We start from the raw sequence: 13,228 nt of genomic DNA, 5'->3' as shown, positions 1-13,228 counted from the left end.
CGCCCGTAGAGTGCCCCTCCGTGGTCGAAGGGGTGCTGCGGGCGGTGGACGAGGGGGTCACGCGCCGGCTCAAGGCGCTGGCCTGCACCGCCCCGCTGCACGACCTGGACGCCCGCAAGGCGCGGCTGGACTGGGTGGACGCCTCGCGCTACCAGATGGCCGAGATCGCCCTGCAGGCCATCGACCAGGTCACGCTGTCGATGGACTTCGACCACGGCGCCGACCAGGCCCAGGTCGTGCGGCGGCTGCGGCCGTTCGTCGCGGCGCAGGCGCCCGGCGCTCCGCCCGGGGAGCACGAGCGCGTCGCGCAGTGGGTGATCGAGAACCTGATCAACGTCGGGAGCCTGGACCGCGGGTTCCAGGTCGACTACGGCACGTTCACGCCGGACGGACGCTACGTGCGGCGGCGCTTCGACTTCAAGCTGCTCGTCGAGGTGGCCGCGCCGGACGGTGAGGTGTACCTGCGCGCCTCCGACGAGGCGATCAACGTGCTGGTGGGCGCGCTCGACACGGACGTGGAGTCGGCGCAGGTCGCGGCCGAGGTGAAGCTGGAGAACCTGATCAGCCGCGGTCGCCTCGGCGACGCGCGCCTGGCCGCCGAGCAGGCCCGCTACCGCACCGTGCAGTACGCCGAGGCGCTGCGCCAGAAGCTCGACGCCACCCGCCGCGACGTCCGGTCGGTCGACTGGCTCACCACGGTGCCCGCGCTGCTGGACGAGGCGCTCACCCACATCGAGTCGCGCTACCGCGCCGAGACCGCGATCCTCGCGAACATCGCCGACGCCCGCGACGAGGCCACCGAGCCCGACCGGCGCCGGCAGGCCGCCGAGCTGGTGGACGTCGTGAGCGACTGCATCCAGCGGCACACCCAGCTGCAGGCGCGCCTGCAGGAGGCGGGGGCGACGTTCCGCGCGGAGCAGGACCGCCAGCAGTTCAGCGGGCGGCCCCGCCGGGCCGCGATCGACGTGTTCGGGCAGCTCCTGCGCCCCTGCCTCGCGCTGGACACGGCCACCGCCACCGGGCCCGCCGCGGCCTTCTTCGGCGCCGGGGCGGGCGTGCGCGTGCCGAGCGTGCCGAGCCTCACCGGGCTGGTGGAGACGCTGCTGACCCCGCCCGTCGAGCGCGACCCGCTGGGGGAGCCGGTGGTGGAGCCGGACCTGGCGCCGGTCACGCCCGAGCGGTTCGGCGAGCAGCTGTGGGAAGGCGCGTCCGCGCTGCTCGCACCGGCCCGGCGCGCGCGGCGGCTGTCCGAGCTGCTCGCCGAGGCGCGCGGGATCGACCCGGAGCTGCCCACCCTGGTGGCGCTGCGCGTCGTGCACGCCGTGGGCGCGAGCGTCGGCACCGCGCGCAGCCAGGGCGACTCCACGGTCCTGCTCGCCGTCGACGACGGCACGGTGCTGCGCGACCCGGAGTTCGGCGGCGCCGACCTGCTCGTCACCACCGCGGTGCTGGGTCAGGAGCAAGGGATCGAGGAGGTCGCATGACCCGCGACCTCCAGCCGCAGGACGTCGAGTCCGCGGCGCGGCTCGTCGCGCACGGGATGCGGCCCAAGGCGCTGCCGTCGCGGGACGGCGGCTACGCGGAGCTGGTGCGCCGCTACCGCGACGACGACGCGTTCGCCGACACGGTGCAGCGGGTGGCGGCCGGGCTCGGCCTGGTCGTGCTCGCGGTCGGCCCGCAGTCCGGGATCGTGCTGGCCGCGGTGGAGGAGTCGGTCTTCGAGATCCGGATGGACGAGTACGCGCGGCGCACCGTGCTGCAGAACCGCCAGACCGACAAGATGCTGCACGGGCTGGCCCACCTCGCCGCCGCCGCACTGGCGTTCCCCCGCCCCGACGACCTCGGTGACGACAGCTACGTCGGGCGCGTGTCGGTCGACCAGGTCGACGGCGCCGTGCGCGAGGCGTGCCGCACGCTCGAGGAGCGCACGGCGGGCGCGGAGGCCGACCCGCTCTCCGACGCCCCGCAGCTGGAGGTCGCCTGGCGCGCGTGGCTGCGCAGGCCGGAGGCCACCGCCACGAAGGACGGGCGGGCCGGCGAGGCCACCACCCGCGGGATCGTGGGCAAGGCGCTGCGGTTCCTCGCCGACCAGGGCTTCCTGGTGGCCGTCGGCACCGACGGCACCTACCGCACCACCCCGCGCTACCAGGTGCAGGTGCGCGAGCTCGCCGCGCAGCGCGCGTTCGACGAGCTGCTGGCGCTGGGAGTGCTCCCGGCCGCGTCCGCGACCGGTGCCCTGCGCGCCCCCGCCGCCCCCGGTCTCGAGGCGCCCGATGTTTGAGCTCTCCCGCGTCCGGCTGTTCTCCATCGGCCCGCCCGGGGCCCGCTACCAGGACGTCACCCTCGATCTGCGCGGCGTCGGGCCGGCCGTGCACGCCGCCCAGCAGGCCGACCTGTTCGCCCCCGACGACCTGGAGCGCGTGCCGCGCCGCCCCTCGCCCGCGTCGGTGCTGTTCCTGGAGAACGGCGGCGGTAAGTCCGTGCTGCTCAAGCTCGTGTTCTCGGTGCTCCTGCCGGGGCGCAGGCAGGTGGTGGGCACCACCAGCACCACCGTGCTGGAGAAGTTCGTGCTCGGCGAGGACGTCGCCCACGTGGTGCTGGAGTGGATGCACACCCGCACCGGCCAGCTGCTGGTCACCGGCAAGGTGTCGGAGTGGCGCGGGCACGTCACGTCGCTGGACCCGGAGAAGCTCGGCAACGCCTGGTACTCGTTCCGGCCCGGGCCCGGCTTCGGCCTCGACGACCTGCCGTTCACGGTCGAGGGCCGCCGCGTCACCACCACGGGGTTCAAGGACCGGCTGACCGAGGCCCACCGCGAGCGGCCGGGGCTGGAGCTCGTCTGGGAGACCGGGCCGCGCGACTGGACCCGCCACCTGGCCGACACCGGGCTCGACCCGGAGTTGTTCCGCTACCAGCGGGCGATGAACGCGGGCGAGGGCGAGGCCGCCGAGGCCTTCGCGTTCCCCTCCGACGAGGCGTTCGTCGACTTCCTGCTGCGTGCGGTGCTCGACACCGAGGAGCCCCAGAACCTCGCCGACCTCGTCTCGGGGTACGCCACGCGGCTGGCCCAGCGTGCCGACCTGGAGCAGGAGCGCGACTTCGTCGAGGGCACCCTCGCCCGCCTCGGCCCGCTCACCGAGGCCGAGCGCGCCGCGGCGGCCGCCCGCCGCGCCGAGTCGACCGCGCAGGACGACGCCCGGGACCTGGCCACCGCGATCGTGGCCCGCCGCCGCGCCGAGGACGAGCGCCTGGCCGTCGCGGTGCAGGCGCACGACGCGGCGCGGGAGCGGGTGCGCGCCGCGGAGGTGGCGGAGCGGCGGCTGCAGGAGGTCACCACCGAGCTGCGCCGCCGCGTCGCCGCGCTGGAGCTGGCCGCCGCGCAGGAGGCCGAGACGGCGGCGCGGGAGGCCCACGCCGAGGCCGAGCGGCAGGTGGCGGCCTGGCTGGCCGTCGAGCCGGTGCTGCGCCACCGGGTGGCCGAGGCCGAGGCGCGCCGCCTGCGCACCGTGGTGGACGCCGAGCAGGAGCGGGCCCGGCCCGCGCTGCGGGCTCGCCAGGAGGCGGCGCGGGCGCTCGCCGCCGTGCTGCGGGCCATGGTGCGCGAGGCCGACGCCGCCGCCGCGGCCGCGGAGGAGGCCGCCGACGCCGCCGACGGGCGGGCCGAGGCGGCGCGGGGCACCGAGCTGGCCGAGGTCAGCGCCGCCGCCACCCACCGCGCGGCCGCCGAGCAGGCCCGCGCCGACCTGCGACGAGCCGACCGGCGCGCCGCGGTGGCCGACACCGCGGGCCACCTCGCCGAGGGTGCCGACGTGGCGGCCGCGAGCGCCGCGGCGCAGAGCGCTGCCGAGGCCGTGCAGGCCGAGGTGGCCGCCGTGCACGCCGAGCTCACCGACCTGCGGCGCGCGCGGCGGGCCGCCGACGAGCGCCGCAGTGCCGCCCGCCGCGCCGACGACGCCGCCCGGGCCGCCGCCGACCGTGCGGAGGCCGCGCTCGCCGAGGCCCTCGCCGCCCGCGACGCCCTGGCCGCCGAGCCGCGTCTCGCCGAGCTGCTCGGCGTCGAGGAGATCCGGCCCGACACCGACGCCTCCGCGCTGGAGGAACGCCTGGTCGCGGCGCTCGCCGCGGGCGACCGCAGGCGCACCGAGCTTCTCGCCGCCCAGGACCGCGACGCGCGGGCGCTGCGCGCGCTCGGCGAGGGCGGGCTGCTCCCCGAACCCGCCGAGATCGAGCAGGTCCTCGGCGTGCTCGAGGCCGCGGGGATCACGGCGTACTCCGGCTGGCGCTACCTCGCGACGTTGCCGGAGCAGCAGCGCGCGCTGGTGGTGGCCCGGCTCCCGCACCTGGTGGCGGGCGTGCTGCTCAACAACCCCGAGGACGCGCCGCGGGCGCGCGAGGAGCTGGAACGAGCCCGGCTGCTGCCCTGCGCCGCGGTGGCCGTCGGCGTCACCACCGCGATCTCGGACGAGGCCGCGGCGCCGGGCGTCGACTACGTGGTGCCCCCCAACCCGGCGATGGTCGACGAGGCGGCCGCGGGCGCCGTGCGCGCCGAGCTGGAGCACGAGACCCGGGAACGCAACGCGGGGCTGCGGTCGGTCGGGGAGGCGCTGGAGTCCGACCGCGAGCTGCTCGCGCGGCTGCGCGCCTGGCGCGACCGGCACCCGGCGGGGGAGCGCGAGGCGCTCGCCGAGGCCGCCGACACGGCGCGCGCGGCCGTCGCGGGTACCGGCCGGGAGGCCGAGTCGGCGGACGCGGAGGTCACCGCGCTCGACGCGCGCGCCGACCGGCTCGAGCAGGACGCGCCGCGGCTCGCGGCCGCCGCCGAGGAGGCCCGATCCCGGGCCGCGGCACTCGCCGGCCTGCACACCGAGACGCGGCGCCGTCCGGAGCTGGACGAGCAGGTGCGGGCGGCCGGCGCCGCGGTGGAGCGGGCCGAGTCGGCGGCCGCGGCCGCCCGGTCCGCCGCTGCCACCGCCCGCCGGGAGGCCGACGAGGCCCGCCGCAGCCGCGACCGCCAGCAGGCGGTGGCCGACTCCTGCCGCACCGAGCTCGCCGACCTCCCGCTCGACGACGACGCCGACCCGCACCCCGAAGGCGCGCCGGAGGCGCCCCTGGAAGTGCTGCGGGCGGAGTACCGGCGCGCGGAGGCCGTTTACTCCGCGGCCGAGGTCGACGCCGACCTGCGGTCCCGGCTCGGCGATGCCGAGCGCGAGGCGCGGGTGGCGCAGGCCGCGTTCGACGATCTGCCGGACGAGGTGCGGGCGGCCGCCGACGCGCTGCTGCGTTCACCGGACGCGGCCGACCCGGCCACCCGGCGGGCCGCCACGGCCCAGGCCAGGGCGGCGCTCGCGCGGTGCGCCGAGGAGCTGCGGGAGGCCGGGGCGGAGCTCGCGGTGGCCACGCGCGAGGCGGGCCGCTACCCGGCGGGACCGCGGTCGCTGGAGCCCTACGACGAGCCCACCGACGTCGAGCACGGCCGGGAGCTGGTCGACCGGGCCGAGCGCGACCGCCGCGTGGCCGCCGCGGAGGCGGTGGCGGCCCGGGACGCGGCCGGTGGGGCCGAGGCCGCCCGGCCGACCGCGGCGGCGTCGGCAGAGGGTTTCCGGCACGTGGTGGCCGGCCTGGACGACGGTTCCGGCGACGCCGCGGGCGGGAGCGCTGAGCCCGGTGCCGCGCCGTTCGCCGGGGACGTCGACGCGGCGCTCGCCCGCTGGAAGGAACTTCGGTCGGCGGTGCGCGACGCGGCCCGCGACCGCGCGGCGGCCGAGCGGGCGGTGCGCGGCGCCGTCGACGCGGTGGCGCAGTTCGCGCAGGAGGCCCGTTTCTCCGGCGTGGCGAGCCCGGTGCGCAGCCACCTGCTCGGCGTGGCCCGGGCCGACATGCCGGGGCTCGCCGGCGAGTGGGAGCAGGCGCTGCGCCCGCGCCTGCGCTCGCTGGAGGACGACCTGGCCACGATCGGGCGGCACCGCTCGGGGATCGTCACGCGCCTGCACGGCATGGTGGGGGAGGCCCTGCGCACGCTGCGGCTCGCCCAGCGGCTCTCCGAGCTGCCCGAGGGCCTGTCGGACTGGTCGGGCCAGCAGTTCCTGCGCATCCGCTTCGACGAGGCCGACGACGCCGCGTTGCTGCACGAGCTCGGCGAGGTGGTGGACCGCACGGCCACCGAGCGCGCGGGCAACGCCCGTGACCGCCGCGACGGCATGTCGCTGCTGCTGCGCGGGGTGCGGGCGGCCATGCCCAAGGGCGTGCGGGTGGAGATGCTCAAGCCGGACGCCGTGCTGCGCACCGAGCGGCTGCGGGTGTCGGAGATCCGCGACGTGTTCTCCGGCGGGCAGCAGCTGACGGCCGCGATCGTCCTGTACTGCACGATGGCCGCCCTGCGCGCCCACCAGCGCGGCCAGGGCAGGCGGGCACACGCGGGCGTGCTGTTCCTGGACAACCCGATCGGCCGTGCGTCCGCCGGTTACCTGCTGGAGCTGCAGTTCGGCGTGGCCCGCGCGCTGGGGGTGCAGCTGATCTACACCACCGGTCTGTTCGACGCGGGGGCGCTCAGCGCGTTCCCGCTGATCATCCGGCTGCGCAACGACGCCGACCTGCGGGCGGGCCGCAAGTACCTGTCCGTGGACGACCGCGTCGCGCGCCGGCTTGCCGAACTCGAGCCACCGGACGGCAGCGGGCGGGTGGCGGCGGCCCGGGTGTTCCGCAGGCCCGAGCCGATCCCGGGCTGACCGCCCCGCCCGCCCGCTCAGACCAGGTCGCTGCGCGACAGCACCCCGACCAGCCGCCCGCCCTCGACCACGGGCACCATCCGCAGGCCGTGCTCCGCGACGAGGAGCCGCGCGCTCCCGATCGAGTCGTCGGGGGAGAGCGTGACGACGTCCTTGGTCATGACCGAGCCGACCGTGCGCCCGCTCGAGCGGCCCGACAGCGGCTCCTTGCCCAGGATGTCGGCCTCGCTCACCAGCCCGGTCAGGCGGTGCTGGTCGTCGACCACCGGGAGCGACTTGTGCCTGCCCTCGACGAGGCGCTCGGCGACGACGTCGATCAGCTCGAACGCGCGGGCCGTGACGACCTCGGTGGTCATCGCCTCCCGCACCGGGCTGGTGGCGGGCAGGGTGGCGCCGCGGCGGCGCCCGGGGGGCGGGGCCGCCAGCCGGTCGAGGTCGTCGCCGCCCTTGACGCGCTCGATCAGCCGCCCGAGCGGACCGGGGCGGGTCCGGACGCGCAGCAGGTCGCTGCGGGTGACGACGCCGACGAGCGTGGAACCGTCGACCACGGGCATGACGCGCAGCTCGCCGTACGAGCGCAGCCGGTGGGCCAGCAGGCTGAGGCTGGCCCGCGGGGGCACCGACAGCACGTCCGGGTTCATCACGGCGCTGACCCGGGTGCTGTCGCTGCCACCGTCCTCGCGGTGCCGCAGCACGTCGATGAGGCTGATCATCCCGACGAGGCGGAACCGGCGGTCGATCACCGGCAGGGCGCTGTAGCGCAGCTCGGTCATCTTGTGCACGGCAACGGAGACGGGGTCGTCCGGGCCGACCGTGACGACGCGGGTGGTCATGACATCACGGGCGCGCAGAGCCATGGGACCGACCGTAGCGGCGGGTACCGACCCGCACGCGGTGATCGCGGGAAGTGTCGCGATCCACGTGCGGGCCGGTGCCCGCCGCCGGCCCGGCTCAGGAGGCGAGGAACTCGACCAGCAGGTCGCTGACCTCGTCGGCGTGCGTCCACAGCATCCCGTGGGGCGCACCCTCGATCTCGACGTAGCGGGCGTTCGGGAGGCGCTTGGTGAACTCCCGGCCGGTGGAGTCGATCGGCAGGATGCGGTCGGCGGTGCCGTGCACGATCAGCGTGGGCACGTCCACCTTCTCGATGTCACCCCGGAAGTCGGTGCCCCAGCTGGGCACCACGGCCCAGGACGCGCGGGCGCCGGCACCTGCGGCCACGTTCCAGCTGTTGCGCAAGGCCTCCTCGCTGATCCGCGAGCCGAGGTTCTCGTCCAGGTTGTAGAAGTCCTGGTAGAACTGCGTGAACCAGGCGTACCGGTCCGCCTTGGCGGTGGCCAGGATGCCGTCGAACACGCTCTGGTCCACGCCGGCCGGGTTGTCGGCTGTCTTGATCAGGTACGGCTCCAGCGAGGCCAGGAACACGGCCTTCGCCACGCGGCCGGACCCGTGCCGCGCCAGGTAGCGCGCCACCTCGCCGGTACCCATCGAGAAGCCGACGAGCACGGCGTCGTGCAGGTCGAGCGTCGTGAGGAGCTTGTCGAGGTCGTCGGCGAAGGTGTCGTAGTCGTAGCCGCCGGAGGGCTTGCTCGACTCGCCGAAGCCGCGGCGGTCGTAGGTGATGACCCGATACCCGGCATCCAGCAGGCGTTCCTCCTGCTTCTCCCAGGAGGCGCCGTTGAGCGGGTAGCCGTGGATCAGGACGACGGGCTGCCCGGTGCCCCGGTCGGTGTAGTGCAGCGTGATGTCGGTGCTGTTCTCGGTCCCGACGGTGATCGTGGCCATGATCGCGACTTCCTTCCGGCTGTCGGTGTGCTGACGGGAGCGAAGCTATTACCGAACGATCGGTAAAGCAACGTGACGTGCGCGACGCGGTGCTCTTACCGTCCGTTCGGTAATGTTGGGTCATGCCTCGTCCCCGCACCGTTCCCGACGACGACCTGTACGACCGGCTCGCCGAGGTCTTCCGGGTCGCCGGCTTCGAGGGCGCCTCGCTCGGCGCGCTCGCCGACGGTGCGGGGCTCCAGCGCGCAAGCCTGTACCACCGCTTCCCCGAGGGAAAGGTGCAGATGGCCGAGGCTGTGATGCGCCGCGTGCGGGAGCGGTTCGAGCAGGCCCTCGAGCCGATGACCGGCCACCCCGACGTCGCGGCGGGCGTCGCCGAGTCGGCCGGACGGATCTCGGAGATCTACGCCGACGGCACGCTGCCGTGCGTGCTCGACACCCTCACGCTCTCGGGCGCGCCCGACGGCGTCCGCGCGGGCGCCGCCGCCGTCACCGGGGCGTGGATCGACGCCATGGCCACCGCCGCCCGCCGCGCCGGTGCCTCGCCCGAGCAGGCGCAGGCCGCCGCCGAGGAGGCGTTCGTGCGGATCGAGGGCAGCCTGGTGCTCGCCCGGCTGCGCGGCGACGCCGGCGCGTTCCGCCGCACGATCGCGGCGCTCCCGCAGCTCCTGCTGGGGGCGGAGCAGCTCCCGGAGTAGCTCAGGGTTCGGCGGTCGGCCGCGCGAACCCGCCTGCGAGTGCGCGCAGCGCGGCGTCGAGGTAGACGGTGAGATCGGCGTCGGCGCGCGCCGCCCACCGCTCGTACGCCGCCCGGCAGGCGGCGAGCGTCGCCCGCCCGACCACGTGCGGGAACAGGGAATCCGCCGGTTGGCCCACGCGCCTGCCGACGAACTCGCTGATCGCACGCTCCCATGCGTCGTAGCGCACGCCGGCGCTCGCGGCGATCTCCGGCACGGTGGCCACGAGGTTCATCCGCATGCGCAGTTCGGGCACGTCGGCCGCGCGGTAGTGGTTGGCGGCCAGCACCGCGTGGCGGATCGCCTCCATCACCGGGAGGTCGTCGGGGGCGTCGGCGAGCGCGGCGCGGATGGCCTCGACCTCGGAGTCGAACGTCTGCCACAGCACGCTCGCCTTGGCGTCGAAGTAGCGGAAGAAGGTGCGGGTGCTGACGCCCGCCGCCGCGGCGATCTGCTCGATCGTGGTCTCGTGGAAGCCCTGCTCGGTGAACAGGTGCAGCGCGATCAGTTCGAGCTCGCGCGTGCTCGTGCCCCGCGGGCGCCCACGACGCGCCGGTCTTGTTCCCGTCACGGTGCGACGCTATCGTCCCGGTAAATTCGTCACTGCATGTCGAAAAGCCGACGGAGGCTGTTCATGGGCGGGGCCTGGTTCGAGACGGTGGCCGAGGCGCAGCGGCGCGCACGCAAGCGGCTGCCGCCGTCGGTGTACGGCGCGCTGGTGGCGGGATCGGAGAAGGGCCTCACCATCCGCGACAACCAGGCCGCCTTCGACGAGATCGGCTTCGCGCCCCGCACCGCGGGCTTCGCGGGCGAGCGCGAGCTGGGCACCACCGTGCTGGGGCAGCAGGTGTCGCTGCCGGTGCTGATCTCACCCACCGGCGTCCAGGCGGTCCACCCGGACGGGGAGGTCGCGGTGGCGCGGGCCGCCGCGGCGCGCGGCACCGCGATGGGTCTGTCGTCCTTCGCGAGCAAGCCGGTGGAGGAGGTCGTGGCCGCCAACCCGCAGACGCTCTTCCAGATCTACTGGTGCGGCAGCCGCCACGACGTCGCCCGGCGTGTCGAGCGGGCCCGCGCGGCCGGCGCCGTCGGGCTGATCCTCACCCCCGACTGGTCGTTCTCCCACGGCCGCGACTGGGGCAGCCCGCACATCCCCGAGCGGCTCTCGGTCCGGGAGGCGCTGCGCTTCGCGCCTGAGGGGATCACCCACCCGCGCTGGCTGCTCGACTGGGCCCGCCGCAAGACCCTGCCCGACCTCACCGTGCCCAACATGTACGACCCCGGCGAGCCGCCGCTCACCTTCTTCGGCGCCTACGGCCGGTGGATGCAGACCCCGCCCCCGAGCTGGGACGACGTGCGGTGGCTGCGCGAGCAGTGGGACGGGCCGTTCCTGCTCAAGGGCGTCTACCGGGCGGACGAGGCGAAGCGGGCCGTCGACGCAGGCGTCACCGCCGTCTCCGTGTCCAACCACGGCGGCAACAACCTCGACGGCACCGCGGCCACCATCCGGGCGCTCCCCGCCGTCGCCGAGGCCGTCGGTGACCAGGTCGAGGTCCTGCTCGACGGCGGCATCCGCCGCGGCAGCGACGTCGTCAAGGCCCTCGCGCTGGGCGCCCGCGCCGTCCTGATAGGCCGCGCGTACCTGTGGGGCCTCGCCGCCGCGGGGCAGGCCGGCGTGGAGAACGTCCTCGACGTCCTACGCGGCGGCATCGACTCCGCCCTGCTCGGCCTGGGCCGCCGCTCGGTGGCCGAGCTGAGCCGCGAGGACGTGATCGTCCCGGCGGGGTTCTGCGACGCCGCCCGCCCCCAGGGCGCAGCCGCGCGCTGACGCGGCCGCCTCCGGAATGCCGGCATGGTGGCCTTACTGGCGTAATAGGCCAGCAAAGCCACCATGCTGGCATCGGGGCTGCCCGAGCCCGCCGGTGGGGCCGTGCCTGGAGTCCGTGGTCGCCGACCTGCGCAGGCTGCACCGCCGGGTGCGCGACTGCCGCCCGCCCACCCGGGTGCGCACGGTGGCCCTGCTCGCCGCCTACGACGACGCGTTGCTCGAGGCCTGCGCGATGGTGGAGGTCGAGGCGCCCCTGGCCACGGCCACCGGTTGCGATCGCGCGTTCGCCCGCATGCTCACCGAGGCCGCGCTGGAGGACGCGGGCATCGCGCTCGACCCGCCCGCCTGATCACGCCCGGAAGGAACGGCGGTACGCCTGCGGGCTGACCCCCACGACCTCCCGGAACCGTTCCCGGAACGAGGTCGGCGCGCCCAGCCCCACCAGCTCGCCGACCCGCTCCACCGGGTGGTCGGTCTCCTCCAGCAGCTGCTGCGCCCGGCGGACCCGGTGCCGGTTCACCCAGCGCAGCGGGGTGGTGCCCGTCTGCCGGCGGAAGTGGCGGGAGAACGACCGGGTACTCATCGACGCGCGGCTCGCGATCTCGGCGAGGGTGAGCGGGCGGTGCAGGTTCTCGGCCAGCCAGGCGAGCAGCGGCTCGAGCGAGCTGCCCTGCGGGGCCGGTGGCTCGTGCGCCACGAACTGGGCCTGCCCGCCCGCGCGCTCCAGCGGCGCGACCGACAGCCGCGCGGTGCGGCCGGCCACCGCGGCGCCGTGGTCGCGGCGCACGAGGTGCAGGCACAGGTCGAGCCCGGCGGCCGCGCCGGCCGAGGTCAGCACGTCGCCCTCGTCGACGTAGAGGACGTCGGGGTCGACGGTGATCGCCGGGTGCCTGCGGGCGAGCTCGGCGGCAGCGGCCCAGTGGGTGGTGGCCCGTCGCCCGTCGAGCACCCCGGCCGCGGCCAGCGTGAACGCCCCGACGCAGACCGACACGAGCCGCCCGGACGCCGCCCGCAGCGCGTCGAGCACCGCGGGCGGCACGGGCGCGGTGATGTCGGCGACCCCGGGCACGACGACGGTATCGGCGGCCGCCAGCACGTCGAGCCCGTGCGGCACGCGCAACCCGACGGGCCCGGCGTCGACGTCCGGGTCCGGGCCGCAGACACGAACGTCGTAGGCCGCACCCCCGCCGGGGAGCCGGGCCCGGCCGAAGACCTCGATCGGCACGGACAGGTCGAACGGGACCACCCCGTTCACGGCGAGGACGGCGACGCGGTGCACCCGGCCAGTGTGGCGCGAATCCGTCGGAGACCGGCGCTCGCGCCACTCCTCGCGGGCGGCGCGCCTCCGTACGGTCCGCTCGTGACCGTGCTCGTGCCGATCGCCATCGGCCTCACCTGGATCGTGCTCGCCTCCCTGCTCCCGGAGCCGCACCGCCGCCACGTCAACGCGATCGTGGTGGCAGGCGCCGGCGCGGCCTACCTCAGCGGCGGCGGGCTGGGGATCGCCGAGTTCGCGTTCACCGCGCTCCTGACCTGGGTGGCGTGGCGCGGGCTGGAGTCGTGGACGTTCATCGGGATCGGTTGGCTGCTGCACACGGCCTGGGACGTGGTGCACCACCTGCGCGGTGAGCCGATCGTCCCGTTCGCCGAGCACTCGTCGCTGGGCTGCGCGATCTGCGACCCGGTGATCGCGGTGTGGGCGTTCCTGGGCGGGCCGTCGGTGATCGACGCGGTGCGCGCCCGCCTGCCGCGCCGCCGCGCGCCCTGGACCATGTGACGGCCGGCCCGCCATCACACGGCCATGATCGCCGGCTTGGCGCGTTTTCCGACGTGTCTCGTCGGGTTTTGCGCCAGAGCAATGATCATGCCCTCCTTGCGGGGCCGGCCTCCTGGTGGCGCCGCGCATCGTGCGGGGCCCGCGAGCCTCTGCGGCCCCTACGGCAGGCTTCGCGGGCAGGCCAGGGGCCTGCCTGACCTGGCGCGCGGCGCCACCAGGAGGCAGCTTCCCTTGAAGGGCGGAGCCGGAGGTTTCACGCGATCAAGGGCAAATGGTCGCTCCTGAAGATCATCTAGCGACCATTTCCCCTTGATCGACGCCCCCAGAGCGCAATCTTGGTCCAAGATCGGAGAGTTGGCGCATTCCCGTGTCGATTTCG

11 protein-coding genes are annotated in these 13,228 nt (G+C 75.7%); 7 read left to right on the top strand and 4 right to left on the bottom strand.

The window, feature by feature from the left end:
- Positions 1-35 precede the first annotated feature (35 nt).
- The 3 genes from ACFPL3_RS25670 to ACFPL3_RS25660 are packed head-to-tail and all read left to right on the top strand — an operon-like array spanning position 36 to position 6,725.
- Entirely contained in the window at positions 36-1,484 is a 1,449-nt protein-coding gene (locus tag ACFPL3_RS25670) for a hypothetical protein (protein WP_343946708.1), read from the top strand.
- Positions 1,481-2,281: a hypothetical protein gene (locus ACFPL3_RS25665; protein WP_343946704.1), complete on the top strand. Its 801-nt coding sequence runs from the start codon at positions 1,481-1,483 to the stop codon at positions 2,279-2,281. Before ACFPL3_RS25670 ends, ACFPL3_RS25665 begins: the two co-directional genes overlap by 4 nt.
- Positions 2,274-6,725, top strand: coding sequence for a hypothetical protein (locus ACFPL3_RS25660; RefSeq protein ID WP_379589685.1), 4,452 nt, complete (start codon positions 2,274-2,276; stop codon positions 6,723-6,725). The genes ACFPL3_RS25665 and ACFPL3_RS25660 overlap by 8 nt, the downstream gene beginning before the upstream one ends.
- 17 nt (positions 6,726-6,742) lie before the next feature.
- Here ACFPL3_RS25660 and ACFPL3_RS25655 read toward each other — a convergent pair whose 3' ends face one another.
- Positions 6,743-7,582 (bottom strand): CBS domain-containing protein, encoded by an 840-nt coding sequence (locus ACFPL3_RS25655; protein WP_343941949.1) that lies wholly within the window; start codon positions 7,580-7,582, stop codon positions 6,743-6,745.
- Between the two features lie 94 nt (positions 7,583-7,676).
- Positions 7,677-8,510, bottom strand: a complete 834-nt coding sequence (locus tag ACFPL3_RS25650; protein ID WP_343941950.1) for an alpha/beta fold hydrolase — start codon at positions 8,508-8,510, stop codon at positions 7,677-7,679.
- Positions 8,511-8,632: 122 nt separating this feature from the next.
- On the opposite strand from ACFPL3_RS25650, the gene ACFPL3_RS25645 reads away from it, so the two are divergent.
- Entirely contained in the window at positions 8,633-9,208 is a 576-nt protein-coding gene (locus ACFPL3_RS25645; RefSeq protein WP_343941951.1) for a TetR/AcrR family transcriptional regulator, read from the top strand.
- Position 9,209: 1 nt separating this feature from the next.
- Here the strand turns inward: ACFPL3_RS25645 and mftR are convergent, their stop codons facing one another.
- Positions 9,210-9,818: a mycofactocin system transcriptional regulator gene (mftR, locus tag ACFPL3_RS25640; protein ID WP_343941952.1), complete on the bottom strand. Its 609-nt coding sequence runs from the start codon at positions 9,816-9,818 to the stop codon at positions 9,210-9,212.
- A gap of 63 nt (positions 9,819-9,881) precedes the next feature.
- On the opposite strand from mftR, the gene mftD reads away from it, so the two are divergent.
- Both mftD and ACFPL3_RS25630 read left to right on the top strand, forming a co-directional pair.
- A complete protein-coding gene (mftD, locus tag ACFPL3_RS25635) occupies positions 9,882-11,072 on the top strand; it encodes a pre-mycofactocin synthase MftD (RefSeq protein ID WP_343941953.1) in 1,191 nt (396 codons plus the stop codon).
- Between the two features lie 115 nt (positions 11,073-11,187).
- The gene (locus ACFPL3_RS25630; protein WP_343941954.1) at positions 11,188-11,421 is read left to right on the top strand and encodes a hypothetical protein; all 234 of its coding nucleotides are present in this window, start codon (positions 11,188-11,190) and stop codon (positions 11,419-11,421) included.
- Here the strand turns inward: ACFPL3_RS25630 and ACFPL3_RS25625 are convergent, their stop codons facing one another.
- Positions 11,422-12,351 (bottom strand): GlxA family transcriptional regulator, encoded by a 930-nt coding sequence (locus tag ACFPL3_RS25625; RefSeq protein WP_379589684.1) that lies wholly within the window; start codon positions 12,349-12,351, stop codon positions 11,422-11,424. It lies immediately after the preceding gene.
- 81 nt (positions 12,352-12,432) lie between these two features.
- Between ACFPL3_RS25625 and ACFPL3_RS25620 the strand changes: the two genes are divergently transcribed.
- On the top strand, positions 12,433-12,849 hold the full coding sequence (locus tag ACFPL3_RS25620) for a DUF6010 family protein (RefSeq protein WP_343941956.1): 417 nt from the start codon (positions 12,433-12,435) through the stop codon (positions 12,847-12,849).
- Positions 12,850-13,228 lie beyond the last annotated feature (379 nt).

The sequence above is a fragment of the Pseudonocardia zijingensis genome, assembly GCF_042657305.1.
Classification (GTDB): Bacteria; Actinomycetota; Actinomycetes; order Mycobacteriales; family Pseudonocardiaceae; genus Pseudonocardia; species Pseudonocardia zijingensis.
Note: the sequence above shows the minus strand (reverse complement) of the source record. Positions and strands in the feature narration are given on the sequence as shown.

Excerpts from the sequence above, each read along its gene's own strand:
- ACFPL3_RS25665 (WP_343946704.1), top strand. The coding sequence starts at position 1,481 with ATGACCCGCGACCTCCAGCCGCAGGACGTCGAGTCCGCGGCGCGGCTC.
- ACFPL3_RS25660 (WP_379589685.1), top strand. The coding sequence starts at position 2,274 with ATGTTTGAGCTCTCCCGCGTCCGGCTGTTCTCCATCGGCCCGCCCGGG.
- ACFPL3_RS25655 (WP_343941949.1), bottom strand. The coding sequence starts at position 7,582 with ATGGCTCTGCGCGCCCGTGATGTCATGACCACCCGCGTCGTCACGGTC.
- ACFPL3_RS25650 (WP_343941950.1), bottom strand. The coding sequence starts at position 8,510 with ATGGCCACGATCACCGTCGGGACCGAGAACAGCACCGACATCACGCTG.
- ACFPL3_RS25645 (WP_343941951.1), top strand. The coding sequence starts at position 8,633 with ATGCCTCGTCCCCGCACCGTTCCCGACGACGACCTGTACGACCGGCTC.
- mftD (WP_343941953.1), top strand. The coding sequence starts at position 9,882 with ATGGGCGGGGCCTGGTTCGAGACGGTGGCCGAGGCGCAGCGGCGCGCA.